Consider the following 18,611-nt stretch of genomic DNA (forward strand, 5'->3'; position numbering starts at 1 on the left):
TGTCGCTCCGGGCGGACCGGTGAGCCCGCCCGACCCGGTCAGAACCGGAAGCGGGCGCCGAGCCAGAAGCGCGGCTTCAGCTCCTGGACGAACACCAGGTTCGTCTTGGTGCGGGCGTACTGACGGAACGGCTCGCTCGTCAGGTTCACCGCCTCGAGCGAAACGGCGATATTCTCCGTCACGTCGTAGCTGATGTTCGCATCGAGCGTACCGAACGTGTCGGTGAACAGCGGGTTGCGGTTGCCGCCCTGGTTGGTGCCGGACAGGAACTTGTCGCGCCAGTTGTACGAGACGCGGGCCGAGATGCCGTTCTTCTCGTAGATGCCGCTGATGTTCGCGCTGTCGCCGAGACCCGTCAGTGCGAAGATGTTGACGTTCGGATCGGCGTACGGATCGACGTTCACGTCGCCGTCCACCTTGGTGTACGACACCGCGAAGCCGAAGCCGCTGCGACCGAAGAAGTTCGTCCAGGCAAGCTCGAAGCCGTGGATGTTGCCTTCCCGGTTGTTCACCGGCTCGCTGATCGCGAAGTTGACCAGCGGATCGGCCGCGTTGCCGTTGATGTCGACGGCACCAGCCAGGTTAATATAGGCCTGGTTGTTCTGGTAGTTGCCCTGCGCATCGGCGTTGGCACGGTAGGCGGTCGTCGCCGCGGCCTGGTTGCCGTTATTCTGCTGCAACAGCGCGGTGTAGGCGAACAGGTTGATGTCCGTCAGCGCGATGTTGTTGGAACGCAGATAGTTGAGCGCGATCCCCGAGCGCGAGCCCGCCGCACCCGATCCCGGATCGGTCAGGCCGAACAGGTTGCCGTTGGTGATCTGGTTGCCGATGAAATTTCGGACGTTCTTGTTGAAGAAGCCGATCGAGACGAAGCTCGACGGCTTGTAGTACCACTCGACCGACACGTCGAAGTTGTCGGAGACGAGCGGCAGCAGGCCCGGATCCTGGCGGCTGGCCGGAGCCGGCGCGGCGCCCAACGCGGTCGGACGGTTCGGCGCGTTGGCGACGACCGAGGCGACCAGGTTGCCGTAGTCGGCGCGTGCCAGCGTCCGGCTGAACGAGGTGCGGGCGACCACGTCGTCGAGGACCTCGATGTTGAAGTCGAGCGAGGGCAGGAGGTTGTCGTACTCCGCCTTGACCCGCACCGCGTCACCGGCCGGTCCGCCGAGCACGACGAAGTCGTTGTCCGACTGCCACTGGAGCGCGGTCGGGATCGACTGGATCGAGACCGAGTTGACCCGGGTCTGCTCGTAGCGGACGCCGATCAGCGCGTTTGCACGACGACCGGCGATGTCGCCGCCCCAGGCCAGCTGACCGTAGACCGCCCAGGTCTTCTCACCGACGGTATCGTCGTTCGATCCCTGGTTCACGACCTGACGACCGTTGATGCCGCTGTTCTGGTAGAACGGCTCGAAGATGTTGAGCAGGTCGACCGCATCCGCGCGGAAGGCGATCAACGACGAGCCGGCCGAGTTCGGGTTGTACTTGTCGAACTTGCAGGTGAGGCAATAGGTGCTGGTGATGTCACCGGCCAGCCGCTGCACGATGCCCGTGTCGGTGATGCCCCAGTCGCCCAGGATCTGCTGGGTGTTGGAGGAGGCCGAGCGGGTCTTCACGTCGACGTAGTTACCGCCGAACTTGAAGCTGCTCTCGTCGCCCAGGTCCCAGCCGAACTCGCCGCGGAACTGGTTGATCCGCGATTCCTGCTGAGAGTTGATGCGGCGCGCCACCTGCGTGCCGAGATCGCCAAGGTCGAGCTGACCGTTGTTGTTGCCGCCGCGGTTACCGTTGGTCGCGGGATTGTCGTTGATCGTCTCCGACTGCTGCGGGAAGCCGGTCGTGAAGTCCAGGCGATGCGTCGCGCGGACCGGTGCACCGATCGAGATGGTCGTTGCCGACGATCCGTTGGCGTTGTCCGGATCGGTGGTCGACTTGGAGTGGTTCGCGTCGAACATCAGCGACATGCGCTCCGCGAACTCCCACTTGGCGTTGCCGCCGAAGGAGTAGAGCTCGGTCTTGGTGGCGAAGCGCTGCTGCTCGTAGCCCTTGTCTGCCTGGATCGCCTCGGCGAGGATCACGGCCGACTGCATCCGGTCGTTGTCGTCGAACGCGACCTCGGTGAACGGGCGCTGGAACCAGTTGGTCTGCTCCGAGCGCTCGTCGCTCAGCTTGTTGCGGGCGTACAGACCGTCGACCGTGAACTCCAGCGTGTCGGTCGGCTTGAACTGGAGCACCGCCTGGCCGTTCAGACGCTCGCGCCGGTTCTCGGAGAACTGGTAGCGGCTGTCGTTCGGGATCTGCACGAATGGCGTGGTCGGACGGTTGGTGATCACCGTGGTCGGGCGGATGTAGGCGCCCGCGGTGTTCAGGAAATCGGCCAGCGGCACGATATTCCAGTAGTTGGGGTTGGACTGCGCCGACGCCGACTCACGCAGCTGATAGCTGCCGAAGACGGTGACACCGAACGTCTCGTCCGTGTTCTTCCAGTTGAGCAGGCCCGAGACTTCGGGCGTGATCTTGGACAGGTCGCCTTCCGCCTTCTCGGACGACGCGTCGTACAGCGCCTTGGCGCCGATCGAGCCGGAAAAGCCGTCCTCGCGCGAGTCGAGCGGGCGGCGGGTTACGATGTTGATCGCCGCGCCGATACCGCCCGACGGGATGTTGGCGCGGCCGGTCTTGTAGACCTCCAGCGTCGACACGCCTTCCGACGCCAGGTTCTGGAAGTCGAACGATCGGCCGGTGCCGGTCGCAAACGCGTTGCCGGTCGACAGGTCGATGTTGGTGGAGGCGAGCTGGCGGCCGTTCAGGGTCACGAGGTTGAAGCCGCCGGAGAAGCCGCGGACCGCGACCTGCGAGCCTTCGCCGTTGGCGCGGGTGATCGACACACCGGTGATGCGCTGGAGCGACTCGGCCAGGTTGGTGTCGGGGAACTTGCCGATGTCCTCGGCCGAGATCGCGTCGACGACGCCCGCCGAGTTGCGCTTGATGTCGATCGCGCGATCGAGCGAGGCCCGGACGCCGGTGATGATGATGTCGTCGGACTCGGTGGTCGGATCCTGCTGTGCCGCGGGCGGACCCTCGATCCCCGGCTGCGCGTTGGTCGGATCGGTGGCCGGCGTGGTGGCAACCTGCGCCTGCGCTGCGAACGGCAGCACGAAGCAGGTGGCGATCGCGGTGCACGACGCCGACCGAGCCAGCGCCAACGACAGCTGATGAAGCTTCATGTTTATTCAACCCCTCCCTTGGCGCAGCGCGCCCTTCGCGCCGCCACCGATACGTCCCCGACGTCTCATGCGTCCGAGTTACCGCTACCACACACCCTGATACTGCACAACAACCGAAAAGTCTGAGCAGTCAGCAGAGTGATTTTATTATATAACAATTTAGGAGCAATTGATTGCTGGTGCGAATAACGCAGCAACAACAGCCGCTTAGCTTTGGCCGGCTAACCCGCGAACGTCGCGCGGCGTAAAGCGCTGATCCGTGGAAACGGTCAAGATGTCCCGAATTTTGCGAAGTCGCTGTGGTACCGCGGACACACTGCACCGCCGACCTGTTTACGTGCGCGGCTGGAGGTCGCCGGCCGCCGTGCTAGGGCGCGCTGCAAAGGAGCGGAGCGATGACCGACACAGCCGGGCCCGGGCCCGTCGATCCCGACCACGATCGCCACAATGCGCGCATGAAGCGGCTCAAGGTCGCGCGCGATCGGTTGCAGGCGCGCCGCACGATTGAGCGCGGGCTGCTGATCGTCCACACCGGCAACGGCAAGGGCAAGTCGTCCGCCGCCTTCGGCATGGCGATGCGCGCGGTCGGCTGGGGGATGCGGGTCGCGATCCTGCAGTTCGTGAAGGGGACGTGGGAAACCGGCGAGCGCCAGTTCTTCGCCGCGCTCGACAGCGATCTCTTGAGCTTCGAAAGCATGGGGGAGGGCTTCACCTGGGACACGCAGGACCGCGCCCGCGACATCGCGGCTGCGCGCCGCGGGTGGGAGCGCGCGCAGCAACTGGTGCTCGATCCTGCGATCGACTTCGTTATTCTGGACGAGCTCAACATCGTGCTCGCGGACGACACGCTTCCGTTTGCCGAGGCGCTGGAGTTCCTCGCCGCCCGCCCGCTCGCCAAGCACCTGTGCGTGACCGGGCGCGGCGCGCGCGCCGAGCTGGTCCAGCTCGCCGACCTGGTCACCGAGTTCAACGAAGTGAAGCACCCCTTCGCGGCCGGCTTCGCCGCGCAGAAGGGCGTCGAATATTGACGCGGCGGGGCGCCGCCGACTAGGGCGCATCCTGCGAACGGTTCCCCGGAAACGGGGATGAAAAGGGAAGTCGGGTAGCGGCGATGAGCCTCAGCCCCGCGCTGCCCCCGCAACTGTGATCGGGGAGTGCCGCCCGCTCGTGGCCACTGGGGAGCAATCCCCGGGAAGGCCGGGCGGCACGATGAGCCGAGAGCCAGGAGACCTGCCGGTCGCGCGTCGATTCCATCGTTCTGGCGGAGGGCCGGGGCGGACGAGGCAGAAACCCTCGAGCGAGCGACACGTCGGGCCGGGCCCGGTGTCGCGTGTGCGGCGCCGGCGCGCGGCCTCGTTCGAAGGGCAGATCACGTGAAGTACATCCTTTTACTCGCCGCGGGTGCGGCATGGCCTGCGTGCGCGCAGGACCTCGACCGGCGCAACGACATCGTCGTGACCGCAAGCGGCGTCGAGCAGGACGCCGATACCACCGGCCAGGCAGTGACGATCATCGACCGCGAGACGATCGAGCAGCGCCAGACGATTGCGCTCGCCGATCTGCTGGCAACCACGCCCGGCGTCACCGTCACCCGCAACGGCGGAATCGGCACGGTGACGAGCGTGCGGCTGCGCGGGGCGGAGAGCGACCAGACGCTGGTCCTGATCGACGGCGTCCGCGTCAATGATCCCTCGGCGCCCGGTGGCGGCTTCGACTTCGCCACCCTTCTCTCGAGCAGCGTCGAGCGGATCGAGGTACTGCGCGGGCCCAACTCCGTGCCGTGGGGCAGCCAGGCGATCGGCGGCGTGGTCAACATCATGACGCGGCGTCCGACGGCGGGGCTGCAGGCGCGCGGCAATGTTGAGTACGGCGACATGGACACGCTGTTCGCCAGCGGCGGCGTGTCGGGCTCGACCGGCATCGTCTCGGGCGCGCTCAGCGGAGGCTACCTGCGGACGGACGGGATCTCGGCCTACGCCGACGGCGCGGAAACCGACGGTTACCGTCAGTACGGCGCGAGCGGCCGGGTCGAGGTCGCCTTCGCCCCCAACCTGCGCCTTGACGTTCGCGGTTACTGGGCGGACAGCCGTACCGATCTCGACGGCTTTCCCGCGCCCACCTTCGCCTTCGCCGACACGCGCGAATATTCGACCGCACAGGAGATTTACGGCTATGCCGGGCTGCACGCCGACCTGGCGGACGGCCGCCTTCGCAACACGCTCGCCTTCCAGATCGCCGACGTGAACCGCGACAACCTCGATCGCGCCGCCGGACCGGAGCCGTTGTTCCTGAACCGCGGCCGCAGCGAGCGCTACACCTACAAGGGCGACATTCGCGCGCTCGATCAGGTGCGGGTGGTGATCGGCGCCGAGCACGAGCAACTCCGCTTCAGCGACGGCAGCGAGCGATTCAGCCGCGGGGTGACGAGCGGCTGGGGCGAACTGATCGTCACGCCCGTCGCGCGGCTGACGCTGACCGGCGCGATCCGCTACGACGACGACGACGCGTTCGGCGGCAACACGACGCTCGCCGCCAATGCGGCCTATACCGCGCCGACCGGCACGACGCTTAGGGGCAGCTATGCGGAAGGCTTCAAGGCGCCGACCCTATTCCAGCTCTACGCGCCCTTCTACGGGACCCGGACGCTTCAGCCCGAGACGGCGGAGAGCTGGGACGTTGGGGCGGAGCAGCGCGCGCTTGGCGACCGGCTGGTCGCGTCGATCACCTTGTTCCGCCGTGACACCCGCAACCAGATCGACTTCGATCCGGCGAGCTTCACCTACAGCAACATCGCCCGTACGCGCGGGCAGGGCCTGGAGCTCGGGCTGGTGCTGCGGCCGGTCGATGTGCTGACGGTCGCGGGGTCGTACAGCTTCATCGATACGGAGAACCGCAGCGCCGGGTTTGTCGGCAACGATCTCGCGCGGCGCCCGCGGCAGGCGGTGAGCGTCTCGGCCGACTACAGGCTGCCGTTCGGGCTGTCGCTCGGCGGGACCGTGCAGGTGGTCGGGGACAGCTTCGACAATGCCGCCAACACCGTGCGGCTCGACGGCTATGTGCTGGCGAGCTTTCGAGCCGAGTTGCCGATCGGCGAGCGGCTGGCGCTCTACGGCCGGATCGAGAACGCGTTCGACGAGCAGTACCAGGTCGTGGCGAACTACGGCACGATCAGGCGCGCCTTCTTCGGCGGCGTCCGGGTGCGGTTCGATTGACGAACGATAGCGTAGGCTGATGCGCGCGCTCTGCTTCGCCCTACTTCTTCTCGCCGGCTGCGCGCCGGCGGCTGAAGGCGCGCGTGGCGGGATCGTGTCGCTCAATCCGTGCGCCGACCAGCTGCTCGTCGCGCTGGTACCGCCTGACAAGATCGCGGCGATCAGCCACTATTCGCAGGCTCCGGGGGCGACGTCGCTCCCGCTCGCAGTAGCGCGGCGGTTTCGCGCTACCGCGGGCACTGCGGAGGAGGTGATCGCGCTCGCTCCTGATCTGGTCCTCGCGACCAGCTTCACGCCGCCCGCGACCCGCGCGGCGTTCGCGCGCGCGGGGCTGCGCACGCTCTACCTCGGCTCGCCGACGACGATCGCCGCCAGCCAGGCGCAGGTGGTGGAGGTCGCGACAGCGGTCGGGGCGGAAGCGCGCGGGTCGGCGCTGAACCGGCGCATCGACGCCGCCGTCGCCGCGCAGCGCGCCGACCAAGCAGGCGTCCCCGCGCTTCTCTACATTTCGGGCAATCTCGCCAACGGCGGCGGAACGCTGCTCACGCAGCTGATGGCGCTGACCGGCTTCCGCAACGCCGCGGTAGACCATGGGCTGACGGTGACCGGTACGCTGCCGGTTGAGACGCTCCTGGCGCGCCCGCCCGCCGTCATCCTCAGCCCCGACGCGGGCGGCCGCACGGCGGCGCTGCGTCGCCGCCTGCTCGCCAGGACCGGCGCGCGCGTGCGAGAGGTCGCCTTCCCCCGCGCGCTGATCAATTGCGGCGGGCCGACCATCCCGGCGGCGCTCGCGCGGCTGCGCGCGATCCGTGCGCAGGTGGCCGCGTGAGCCCGCTTCGCCTTCACGTCGCGCTGGCGATGCTGGTCGTGCTCCTGTTCGCGGCCTCGCTCACGATCGGCAAGGCGAGTGTTCCGCTGGATGCCTGGTGGTCCGCCGACCCGCGGTTCGCGATAATCGCCGAGCTGCGCCTGCCGCGCGCGGCACTCGCGACATTGCTCGGCGCGTCGCTCGGGCTGTCGGGCGCGGTGCTGCAGGGCTGGCTGCGCAACCCGCTCGCCGATCCCGGCGTGCTCGGCGTGTCGAGTGCCGCCGCGCTCGGCGCCGTGGCGGCGATCGTGCTCGGCCAGGCCGGCGGGTGGGGCATCTTCGCCGCGGCGATGGCTTGTGCCGCGGGCGGCCTGGCGCTGCTCGCCGCGCTGACGTGGCGGGCGGAGACGCCCGCTGCCTTCGTGCTCGCCGGAACCGTGCTCGCGAGCCTGGCCGCCGCGCTCACCGCGTTCCTGATCTCGCTCGCGCCCGATCCGTACGCGGTCGCGGCGGCGATCGACTGGCTGATGGGGGCGCTCACCGACCGCGGGGTCGAGGACCTGATGCAGGCCGCGCCCTTCATGGTCGCCGGCTGCGCGCTCCTGCTGCTGACCGGGCGGAGCCTCGATGCACTAACCCTGGGGACGGACGCGGCACGCTCGCTCGGCATCAGCCTCTCGCGGTTGCAACTGCTGGTGATCGCCGGCGCCGGACTGTGCGTCGGCGCGGGTGTCGCGGTGACGGGTGTCGTCGGCTTCGTCGGACTGGTGGTGCCGCACCTGCTCCGACCGGTCATCGGGGCACGACCGTCGGCGCTGCTGGTGCCGAGTGCGCTCGGCGGCGCGGCGCTGGTGCTCGCCGCCGACGCGCTGTGCCGCCTTGCGCCCGGCGCGGGCGAGGTGCGGCTGGGGGTCGCAATGGCGCTGATCGGTGCGCCGTTCTTCCTGGCGCTACTGCTGGGGGAGCGGGGTCGCTCATGGCGCTGAGCGCACGCAACCTATCGTTGGCGCTCGGCGGCCGACCAGTGCTGGACGCGGTCTCCGCTACCTTCGTCCCCGGCCGCGTGACCGCGATTCTCGGGGCGAACGGCGCGGGCAAGTCGACGCTGCTGCGCGCGCTTGCCGCACTGGTGCCGGCGGCGGGCGTGACGCTGGACGGATCGGACGTGGCCGGCCTCGACCCGCGCGAGCGCGCTCGGACGATCGGCTATCTGCCGCAGGATGCCGCCGTTCACTGGAACATGCGTGTCCGCGACCTGGTGGCGCTGGGGCGCCTGCCGCACGGCGGCGGCGGCGACGCAGCGGTCGACGCCGCACTCGCTGCGACCGACACGATCGCGCTTGCGCCGCGCACGGTGCGCTCGCTCTCCGGCGGGGAGCGTGCCCGCGTCCTGCTCGCCCGCGTCCTTGCCGGAGAGCCGCGCTGGCTGCTCGCCGACGAACCGCTCGCCAGTCTCGACCCGCTCCATCAGCTCCAGACGCTGGCGCTGCTCCGCGCGGCGGCCGGGCGGGGCATGGGCGTGGTCGTCGTCCTCCACGACCTGACGCTCGCCGCCCGGATCGCGGACGACATCGTGCTGCTGAAGGACGGTCGCGTGCTCGGGAGTGGCACGCCGGGGCAAGTGTTAACGGAAACCCGGATTGCGGTCGGCTACGGGATCGAGGCGACGCTGGTTGCACATCCCGACGGACCGGTGATCGTCCCCCGCTTGCCGATATAAAGCTTTCTTTATATGGCGGGGTCATGGCCACCAACTTCGCTCCTCCGGGTGCTCGCGATGCGCTGCTGGCGGCGGCGCTCGAGCGTATCCTGATCACCGACGGCGCGTTCGGGACCGAAATTCAGAACTGGAAGCTGTCGGAAGAGGATTATGCCGGGGCGCTCGCGCTGGGGCACGACCAGAAGGGCAATAACGACATCCTCGCGCTGACCAAGCCGGCGGTGCCCGAGTCGATCCACCGCGGCTATTTCGCGGCCGGTGCCGACATCGCGGAAACCAACACCTTCAGCGCCAACCGCATCAGCCAGGCCGACTACGGCGCGCAAACGCTGGTCCGCGAGATCAATCACGAGAGCGCGGCCATGGCGCGGCGCATCGCCGACGAGTTCACCGCGCAGGATGGCCGCCGCCGCTTCGTCGCGGGTGCGATCGGGCCGACCAACAAGACGCTGTCGCTGTCGCCGGACGTCAACGATCCGGGCTACCGGGAGATCGAGTTCGACGAGCTGAAGGACGTGTACCGGGAGCAGGCGGATGCGCTGATCGCGGGCGGGTGCGACTTCATCCTGATCGAGACGGTGTTCGACACGCTGAATGCCAAGGCGGGGATCATGGCCGCGCAGGAGGCGGCGGACGCCGTCGGTCGAGACGTGCCGCTGATGCTGTCGATGACGCTGACCGATCTCAGCGGGCGCAACCTGTCCGGCCACACGGTGGAGGCGTTCTGGCACGCGGTGCGCCACGCGCGGCCGGTGACGATCGGGCTCAACTGCTCGTTCGGCGCGGAGCAGCTGCGACCGCACGTCAAGACGCTGAGCGACGCCTGCGACACGCTGATCATGGTCTATCCGAACGCCGGGCTGCCCAACGAGCTCGGCGCCTATGACGAGGCGCCGGCGACCACCGCCGCGCTGGTGCGCGAGTGGGCGGCGGCGGGACAGGTCAACATTCTCGGCGGCTGCTGCGGCTCCACTCCCGATCACATCCGCGCGATCGCGGAGGCGGTGCGCGACCTGCCGCCCCGCTCGATCCCGACCCCGCCGGTCCGGACCCGGCTCGCCGGGCTGGAGCCGTTCACCATGGCGGCGTGACGCAGCACCGTTCGTCCCGAGCGAAGTCGAGGGACGCGGCGCGCGTGACCAACCCGGTGTCTCGACTTCGCTCGACACGAACGGACGACTGAATGACCGATCTTCCCGCCAGCACCCAGTTCGTCAACATCGGCGAGCGCACCAACGTCACGGGTTCGGCTGCGTTCAAGAAGCTGATCATGGCCGACGACTATGAGGCGGCGGTCACCGTCGCACTCAATCAGGTCGAGAACGGCGCGCAGATCATCGACGTCAACATGGACGAAGGGCTGCTCGACGCGGTCGCCGCCATGACGACGTTCCTGAAGCGGATCGCCGCCGAACCCGACATCGCCCGCGTGCCGATCATGGTCGACAGCTCCAAGTGGGAGGTGATCGAGGCCGGGCTGAAGTGCGTGTCGGGCAAGCCGATCGTCAATTCGATCAGCATGAAGGAGGGCGAGGAGAAGTTCCTTGCCGAGGCGCGCAAGTGCATGGCCTATGGCGCGGCAGTCGTCGTCATGGCCTTTGATGAGACTGGGCAGGCCGACACGGAGGACCGCAAGGTCGAAATCTGCGAGCGCGCCTACAAGCTGCTGACGGGCATCGGCTTCCCGCCTGAGGACATCATCTTCGATCCCAACATCTTCGCGGTCGCGACGGGCATCGAGGAGCACAACAACTACGCCGTCGACTTCATCCAGGCGGTGCGGCGGATCCGCGCGAGTTGCCCGCACGTCCACTTCTCGGGCGGGCTCTCCAACCTGTCCTTCTCGTTCCGCGGCAACGAGCCGGTCCGCCGCGCGATGCACTCGGTGTTCCTCTACCACGCGATCCCGGCCGGGCTGGACATGGCGATCGTCAACGCGGGGCAGCTCGACGTCTACGACCAGATCAATCCGGAGCTGCGCCAGGCGTGCGAGGACGTCATCCTCAACCGCGATCCCGACGCGACCGAGCGGCTGATCGCCGTCGCCGAGCGCTACAAGGGGCAGAAGGGCAACGCCGCCGACGATGCCGCCGCGCTCGAGTGGCGCGGATGGCCGGTCGCGAAGCGGCTGGAGCATGCGCTGGTCCGGGGCATCGACGCCTTCATTGTCGAGGATACGGAGGAAGCACGCCAGCAGGCGGCCAAGCCGATCGAGGTCATCGAAGGGCCGTTGATGGACGGCATGAACGTCGTCGGCGACCTGTTCGGATCGGGCAAGATGTTCCTGCCCCAGGTCGTGAAATCCGCCCGCGTCATGAAGAAGGCGGTCGCCCACCTGCTCCCGTTTATCGAAGCGGCGAAGGAGCCCGGCGCCAAGGGCAAGGGCCGGATCGTGCTCGCGACCGTCAAGGGCGACGTCCACGATATCGGCAAGAACATCGTCGGCGTCGTGCTCCAGTGCAACGGCTTCGAGATCGTCGACCTGGGCGTTATGGTCCCCTGGAAGACGATCATCGACGCCGCGGTCGAGCACAAGGCCGACATGATCGGGCTGTCCGGCCTGATCACGCCGTCGCTCGACGAAATGGTGACGGTCGCGGAGGAAATGGCGCGCGCGAAGCTCACGGTTCCGCTGCTGATCGGCGGCGCCACCACCAGCCGCGTGCACACCGCGCTCCGCATCGATCCTGCGTACGACGGCGCGGTCGTCCACGTCCTCGACGCGAGCCGCGCGGTCGGCGTCTGCACCCAACTCGTGTCCGAGACGCAGGCGGCCGACTTCGCCCGCCGAACCAAGACGGAGTATGAGGAGGTCCGCGTCAAGCGCGCGAACGCGTCGGGCTCCAACCTTGTCCCGCTGGCGGTGGCGCGCGCGAATGCCTTCCGCGCCGACTGGGCGCTCAAGCCACCTGCGCCTAAACGGCCGGGTGTCCACCGCTACGACGACTGGGACCTCGCCGACCTTGCCGAGGTGATCGACTGGACGCCGTTTTTCCGCTCCTGGGAGCTCGCGGGCAACTTCCCGGCAATCCTGGACGACGCGGTGGTGGGGGAGAGTGCCCGCGCACTCTGGGCGGACGCCCGGGCCATGCTGGCGACAATCATCGAGAAGAAGTGGCTCACCGCCCGCGGGGTCGTTGGGCTGTGGCCCGCCCATGCGCGCGGTGACGACCTGTTCGTCCAGCACCGCCACAGCGACGACCACCGCACGCCCGACGGCGGCAGTGTGCCGACGCACTTCCGGGTGCCCGACCTCGATCGCACCAACGAGGCGGGAACGCGCCTCGCCATGCTCCGCCAGCAGGTCGCCAAGCGGGAAGGGCGCGCGAACCTGTGCCTGGCCGACTTCGTCGATCCCGCGGGCGACTGGATCGGCGGGTTCGCGGTCGCGATCCACGGGATCGATCCGCATCTGGAGCGGTTCCGGGCCGCGCACGACGACTACAATGACATTCTGCTGAAGGCGCTAGCCGATCGGTTCGCGGAGGCCTTTGCCGAGCGCCTCCACCAGCATGTCCGCACGACGCTGTGGGGCTATGCGCCCGACGAGCAGCTGACCAACGAGGCGCTGATCCGCGAGCAGTACCGCGGTATCCGCCCGGCGCCGGGCTATCCGGCCTGTCCCGACCATCTGCTCAAGCCGCCGCTGTTCGCAATGTTGGCCGATGATCGCGGCGACGTTGCGGGCATCACCCTGACCGAGAGCATGGCGATGCTACCGACCGCGGCGGTCAGCGGCTTCTACTTCGGCCACCCGCAGGCCGAATATTTCGGTGTCGCCCAGATCGGGCAGGACCAGCTCGCCGACTATGCCGCGCGGCGAGGGGTCGATCTCGCGGACGCCGAGCGCTGGCTGCGCCCCAATCTGAGCTGAGCGGGCTCGGCCGTCAGGTCACTTCGGTACGGCGTCGTCGGGACGAACATGCGGCGGGTCGACCTCCGCAGGCGGCTGTGCTCGGGCCCGCCTGATCAGGGCGGGATCGATCTTCGGTCGAGGCGGCGTGGGCGTCGGTGTCGGTGTCGGCATGGCGGCTCCTTTACCCGGCGCATCGCGCTGCGCGCCGCTGACCGGTGGCGACTGGCATGCGCCGCCGGCGGCGATCAGCAGGGCGAGGAACGCCACGCGGGGGTGCTGTGACACGAGGAATGCTCCTTCTTGACGCCCCGACTCTAGGAGCGCGTACCCGCTCGGCCAAGCCATCACCGCTCTGCGACGCCCGCGCGGCGTAGTGCTCCGTCCCGAACAAATCTCCTTTGGCCGCAATCAGATAGGTATCGACGGTGCGCGCATTGACCGCTTCGCGGCGAGGTGGAACGCCCGCGGTCAGCACGTAGCAAGCTACTGAACGCGGAACAGGACGCTGCGTGTGGAGACCGCGTTGGAAGAGCGGCCGCCGCCGTCGGCGGAGCCGCGCTGTGCCCGGCCTGTCGGGGCTTATCGATCTAGCCGAGTGGAGGGAATGTCATGGGTGTCGAGATCAACCAGGCCGAAGCGGACGTCCAGCACGCCGCCTCCGCCGCCATCTGCAACTGCCCCGCGTGCACGGGCGGGTTCAGGGACGCCGCCGACGCGGTCGACGCATCGCTTGACCCACAGGCGGGCGGAACCGCCAACAACAAGCCGATCTGGACGGCCGAGCAGGTCGCCGGGCACCTCAACCGCTCCGGCGCGGCCTGGAGCACCGGGCCGACCGACGCGGTCCAGCAGGGCGACAGTGACATCAACACGATTACCTTCGGCTTCTTCAACAGCCAGGCCGAGCTGGTCGACAACGGCTATGTCTACCAGTCGCCGGCCGACGGCGAGTTTTACGGCCTCGCTGAATACTTCAACTTCGCGAGCTTCAACGAGGCGCAGCGCGGTGCCGCGCGAGAGGCGATGACGGCGTGGGACGATGTTGTCCGCGTCTCCTTCGTCGAGAAGGACGTCGATGATGCCGACATCACCTTCGGCAATCTCGCGAACGCGCCGGAAACCCAGGCCTATTCGCGTCTGCCGCTCGACCGCATCTTCGCCGACGACTCGGTGAATGCCCAGTCGAAGGAGATCGCCGGCGACGTCTGGATCTCCGCTAGCCAGCCGAGCAACTTCCGCCTGGACGAGGGCGGCTATGGCCTCCAGACGCTGACGCACGAGGTCGGCCACTCGCTCGGGCTGAGCCACCCCGGCGCGTACAATGCGACGCCCGGCGTGACCTTCTCCTACGCGGCCAACGCCGAGTACGCGCAGGACACCCGCGCCTACACGATCATGTCCTATTTCGAGGCGAGCTCGAACGCCGGCACCCGGCACTTCGACTTCAACATCTCGACCACCGCCTATGCCGGCGTGCCGCTTATCCACGACATCGCGGCGGCGCAGCGCATCTACGGTGCCGACATGACGACGCGGACCGGTGACACCGTCTACGGCTTCAACAGCAATGCCGGGCGTGATGCCTATGATTTCTTGAAGACCCCGGCGCCGATAATGGCGATCTGGGACGCCGGCGGGAACGATACGATCGACGCGTCGGGCTTCGCCACCAACCAGCGGATCGACCTGGCGGCCGGCGCGCTCAGCGACGTCGGCGGCGTCACCTACGATACCGCGCCGACCCTCGCGCAGGTCAACGCCAATCGCGCGCTGGAGGGCCTCGCCCCGGTCGCGCAGGCAACCTACGATTCGAACATGGCGCTGCTGAAGGCCAACCCGATCGTGGGCACGCTGACCAACAACGTCGGCATCGCATATGGCGCCGTGATAGAGAATGCGAAGGGCGGGTCGGGCAACGACAGCCTGCTCGGCAATGGCGTCGACAACGCCCTGTTCGGCAACGGCGGCAACGACCGCCTGAGCGGGGGTGAGGGTAACGACGCGCTGGACGGCGGGACCGGCAACGACCTGATGCTCGGCGGGCTCGGCGACGACGTCATCTTCGTCGACAGTTCAGGCGATATCGTTACCGAACGAGCCGGTGAGGGGACCGACACGGTCAGCAGCAGCATCAGCTACACGCTCGGCGCCGATGTCGAGAACCTCGTCCTGACCGACGGCGCGGCGGACGGGACCGGCAACGCGCTCGACAACCGACTTGTCGGCAACGCGCTGTCCAACCGGCTGGACGGCGCGGACGGTGCCGATGTGCTGATCGGCGGTGACGGAGTGGACTACCTGACCGGCGGCGCCGGTGCCGACACCTTCGTCGCCGAGATCGACGCTACCAAGGTGTCGAGCAAGAATGGCCCGATTGCGCTCGACGTGATCCTGGATTTCGCGGGTGAGGACCGGGTCGACCTGAGCGGGATCGACGCCAACGCACTGCTCGCTGGCGACCAAGCCTTCACCTTCGTCGAAAACGCCAAGGGGAAGGAAGCTGGAGAGCTGTCGATCCGACACTTCGGCAACATCAACGCGGCCGAGAAGTCGCTCGGAATCGAGATCGACGGGGTGGACGGCAAAAGTGCGTTCGACGGGCATGTCACCGTGCTGCTCGGCAACGTCGACGGTGGCGATCCGGATTTCGCGCTCGTGCTGATCGACCCGCCGGCGATCACGGTCGGCGAACTGGTGCTCTAGACGGCGGCGCGCGCACCGGCCGGCCCGGTGCGCGCGCCGCGCGGACGTCGTCCGCTTACCGGTCGAAGTCGCTGGCGTCGTGGCGCTCGCGCAGCTGCTCCGACGGTTCGCCCGTCACGCGGTTGACCATGCGCCCGCGCCGGACCCCAGCGCGCGCGCCGATTTCAGCCGCCCAGCGCTGAACATGGGCATAGCTCGCAACCTGCAGAAATTCGGCCGCTCCGTAGAGCTCGCCCTGCGCCAGCTGCCCGTACCAGGGCCAGATCGCCATGTCGGCAACCGTATAATCGGCACCCGCGACATAGGCGCTCTCGGCCAGCCGCCGGTCGAGCACGTCGAGTTGGCGCTTGGTCTCCATCGCGTAGCGATTGATCGGATACTCGAGCTTTTCGGGCGCATAGGCGTAGAAGTGCCCGAAACCGCCGCCGACGAATGGCGCGCTTCCCATCTGCCAGAACAGCCAGGACAGACATTCCGCGCGCGCCGCCCCATCGGTCGGCAGGAAGCGGCCGAACTTCTCGGCGAGGTAGACCAGGATCGCGCCGGATTCGAAGACGCGGACCGGCTCCGGCCCGCTGCGATCGACCAGCGCCGGAATCTTGGAGTTCGGATTGACCTCCACGAAGCCGCTGCCGAACTGATCGCCCTCGCCGATGTTGATCTGCCACGCGTCATACTCGGCGTCGCCATGCCCCGCGGCCAGCAGCTCCTCAAGCATGATCGTCACTTTGACGCCGTTCGGGGTGCCGAGCGAGTAGAGCTGCAGCGGATGGCGCCCGACCGGCAGGGGCTTGTCGTGCGTCGCGCCGGCGATCGGTCGGTTGATGCTGGCGAAGCGGCCGCCGCTCTCCCGATCCCAGGTCCAGACCGCCGGCGGCACATAGTCTTGGTTCGTCATGGTCGTGGTCACCCGGTCCTTCTCAGCCTGCGGGCGGTGAGGTAGGTCGCACCCATTGACGTCGCAAGTGACCGCCCGCGCCCTGCGGTCCTGCGTGTCGGACGGGGAGGACGGGCATCATGGAGACGATCGGCCGCGATCTGGTGGAGATGCAGCGGGTGCCGCTTGCCGCCGCGCACGTCGCGGCCATCCAAGCGATCGGAACGGAGCGGTCCTATCCGGCGGGCACGATCCTGGTTTCGCCCGGCGATCCGGCCGATCGCTTCATCTATGTGGTGGCGGGCGAGATCGAGGTGCTGGACGTGTTCACCGGCGAGCGGCTGGTGCCCTCGACGCTCGGCCCGACCCAGTTCATGGGCGAGATCTCCTTCCTGTCCGGTGGCAACTGGGCGCTGCCGTTCCGCGCCGCGCAGGACAGCCGGGTAATCGAGGTGCCGCGCGGCGACATGCTCGCGTTGATGGGGCGCGTTCCCGAAATGTCGGACATCATCATCACCGTGCTCGCGGCGCGACATCGCAAGCACCTGGAGTCGGGCCGGAGTTCGCTGGTGCTGATCGGCGCGGAAGGCGACCGGACGATCAGCCGGATCGCGGAGTTCGCGGGACGCAACCGGCTGCCGTGCGCGTCGCACCCGCTCGGCAGCGAGGCGGCGCGTGCCGTGGCGGTGAGCTGCGCGGCGGACCCGGAGCGCCCGGTGGTGGTGTTCGGCCGCGACATGGTGGTCACGGACCCGACACCCGAGAAGATCGCCAGGCTGATGGGGCTCAGCCGCGACCTGGTCGACGAGGAGACCGTCGACGTGCTGATCGTCGGCGCGGGCCCGGCGGGCGTCGCGGCGGGTGTCTACGCGGGCGCGGAAGGGCTGCGCGCACTGGTCGTGGAGGATATCGCGATCGGCGGGCAGGCGGGCACGTCGAGCCGTATCGAGAACTACATGGGCTTTCCGACCGGCATTTCGGGTGCCGACCTGGTGTGGCGCGGCGAGGTCCAGGCGATGAAGTTCGGCACGCGCTTTGCCATGCCGCTGCGCGTCGATGCGCTGGAGCGAATGGCGGACGGCAGCTTCTGCGCTACCTTCAGCACCGGCACGCGGGTCCGTGCCCACGCGGTCGTGATCGCGACGGGCGTGCAGTATCGCCGCATGGCGATCGACCGGCTCGCTGACCTGGAGGGCGCCGGCATCTATTATGCCGCGATCGAGAACGAGGCGCGCTTCTGCCGCGAGGGCGAGGTGATCGTCATCGGCGGCGGCAACTCCGCCGGCCAGGCCGCGATGTACCTCAGCCGGGTGGCGCGGCGGGTGCGGGTGCTGGTGCGCGGCAACTCGCTGGCGGCGTCGATGTCGAGCTACCTGTCGAGCCGGCTGGAGGCGGATCCGGCGATCACGATCGAGTATGGCGCGCAGGCGACGGCGGTGCACGGCGAGCAGCGGCTGAAGGCCGTGACGATCCGCCGGGACGACGCGGAGGAGGTGGTCGACACCTGCGCGATGTTCGTGATGGTGGGGGCGGTCCCGAACACGGTGTGGCTAGCCGATCTGGTGCGGCTGGACGACAAGGGTTTCGTGCTGACCGGTGCCGACGCCGGTGCGGCAGCGCCGCATGCGACCTCGTGTCCGGGCGTCTTCGCGGTGGGTGACGTCCGCGCCGGATCGGTCAAGCGTGTCGCCTCGTCTGTCGGCGAGGGCTCGGTCGTGATCTCGAGCGTCTGGTCGCACGTCCATGCGGGGGCAGGGCGGGCGCCCTGACAGATGTGCGCTGCCGGCGCGTTGGACAGGCCGCCGCCCGTCGGAGCAGACCCCCCGGTGGCATCGGGCCTGAGCCGGTACAAGCCGGGCGACACCGCGGCACGAACGCGCCGGCATCGCCCGACGAATGCATCCGCGGCCCCGTTTCGCCGGGCCGCGAATGCCCCCTGATGCTTGAAGAGTTGAAAGAGGCCACACGGCCGAGCGCGCATGCCGGTGGCTGCGGGTGAACACCGAGGCGGCGTTCGCGGTCCATGTGCTGGGTTCCGTGTTGCCGACGCTCAGGAATCGATGCCCGCCCGATGGCCGATGGCTGGGTCGGCGCAGCTGCCCGGTCCTCTGTCCATGGAACGTCAGCTCGCGGCTGCCAGCCAGCACTGAGATTTGCGCAGCTCTCCTAGCACACGTCGAACAACCACGTTAACGTCTGATCCGTCGTGGA

12 protein-coding genes and 1 riboswitch are annotated in these 18,611 nt (G+C 68.3%); of the genes, 9 read left to right on the forward strand and 3 right to left on the reverse strand.

Annotated features, from left to right (window positions below):
• Positions 1-38 precede the first annotated feature (38 nt).
• Positions 39-3,224, reverse strand: coding sequence for a TonB-dependent receptor (locus tag CRO12_RS08055; protein WP_245858330.1), 3,186 nt, complete (start codon positions 3,222-3,224; stop codon positions 39-41).
• Between the two features lie 395 nt (positions 3,225-3,619).
• Here CRO12_RS08055 and cobO point away from each other — a divergent pair, with 395 nt between their 5' ends.
• From cobO to metH, 7 genes are all read left to right on the forward strand, one after another.
• A complete protein-coding gene (cobO, locus tag CRO12_RS08060; protein WP_097063557.1) occupies positions 3,620-4,252 on the forward strand; it encodes a cob(I)yrinic acid a,c-diamide adenosyltransferase in 633 nt (210 codons plus the stop codon).
• A gap of 21 nt (positions 4,253-4,273) precedes the next feature.
• Positions 4,274-4,476, forward strand: a riboswitch (cobalamin riboswitch).
• 121 nt (positions 4,477-4,597) lie between these two features.
• Entirely contained in the window at positions 4,598-6,436 is a 1,839-nt protein-coding gene (locus CRO12_RS08065) for a TonB-dependent receptor plug domain-containing protein (RefSeq protein ID WP_097063558.1), read from the forward strand.
• 19 nt (positions 6,437-6,455) lie between these two features.
• Positions 6,456-7,265 (forward strand): ABC transporter substrate-binding protein, encoded by an 810-nt coding sequence (locus CRO12_RS08070; RefSeq protein WP_097063559.1) that lies wholly within the window; start codon positions 6,456-6,458, stop codon positions 7,263-7,265.
• Positions 7,266-7,294: 29 nt separating this feature from the next.
• Positions 7,295-8,230 (forward strand): FecCD family ABC transporter permease, encoded by a 936-nt coding sequence (locus CRO12_RS08075; protein ID WP_097064238.1) that lies wholly within the window; start codon positions 7,295-7,297, stop codon positions 8,228-8,230.
• Complete coding sequence (locus CRO12_RS08080) at positions 8,221-8,964, forward strand: ABC transporter ATP-binding protein (RefSeq protein WP_097063560.1); 744 nt, start codon at positions 8,221-8,223, stop codon at positions 8,962-8,964. Before CRO12_RS08075 ends, CRO12_RS08080 begins: the two co-directional genes overlap by 10 nt.
• 23 nt (positions 8,965-8,987) lie before the next feature.
• Complete coding sequence (locus tag CRO12_RS08085) at positions 8,988-10,055, forward strand: homocysteine S-methyltransferase family protein (protein WP_097063561.1); 1,068 nt, start codon at positions 8,988-8,990, stop codon at positions 10,053-10,055.
• A 92-nt stretch (positions 10,056-10,147) separates the two neighbouring features.
• Entirely contained in the window at positions 10,148-12,838 is a 2,691-nt protein-coding gene (gene metH / locus CRO12_RS08090; RefSeq protein WP_097063562.1) for a methionine synthase, read from the forward strand.
• A gap of 18 nt (positions 12,839-12,856) precedes the next feature.
• Here metH and CRO12_RS17705 read toward each other — a convergent pair whose 3' ends face one another.
• On the reverse strand, positions 12,857-13,105 hold the full coding sequence (locus tag CRO12_RS17705) for a hypothetical protein (RefSeq protein ID WP_179640928.1): 249 nt from the start codon (positions 13,103-13,105) through the stop codon (positions 12,857-12,859).
• Between the two features lie 324 nt (positions 13,106-13,429).
• Here CRO12_RS17705 and CRO12_RS08095 point away from each other — a divergent pair, with 324 nt between their 5' ends.
• Positions 13,430-15,523, forward strand: a complete 2,094-nt coding sequence (locus tag CRO12_RS08095; RefSeq protein ID WP_097063563.1) for a M10 family metallopeptidase C-terminal domain-containing protein — start codon at positions 13,430-13,432, stop codon at positions 15,521-15,523.
• Between the two features lie 55 nt (positions 15,524-15,578).
• Here CRO12_RS08095 and yghU read toward each other — a convergent pair whose 3' ends face one another.
• A complete protein-coding gene (gene yghU, locus CRO12_RS08100) occupies positions 15,579-16,421 on the reverse strand; it encodes a glutathione-dependent disulfide-bond oxidoreductase (RefSeq protein ID WP_097064239.1) in 843 nt (280 codons plus the stop codon).
• A 119-nt stretch (positions 16,422-16,540) separates the two neighbouring features.
• Here yghU and CRO12_RS08105 point away from each other — a divergent pair, with 119 nt between their 5' ends.
• Positions 16,541-18,169, forward strand: a complete 1,629-nt coding sequence (locus tag CRO12_RS08105; RefSeq protein ID WP_097063564.1) for an FAD-dependent oxidoreductase — start codon at positions 16,541-16,543, stop codon at positions 18,167-18,169.
• Positions 18,170-18,611 lie beyond the last annotated feature (442 nt).

This window comes from Sphingomonas guangdongensis (assembly GCF_900199185.1).
GTDB classification, from domain to species: domain Bacteria; phylum Pseudomonadota; class Alphaproteobacteria; order Sphingomonadales; family Sphingomonadaceae; genus Sphingomonas; species Sphingomonas guangdongensis.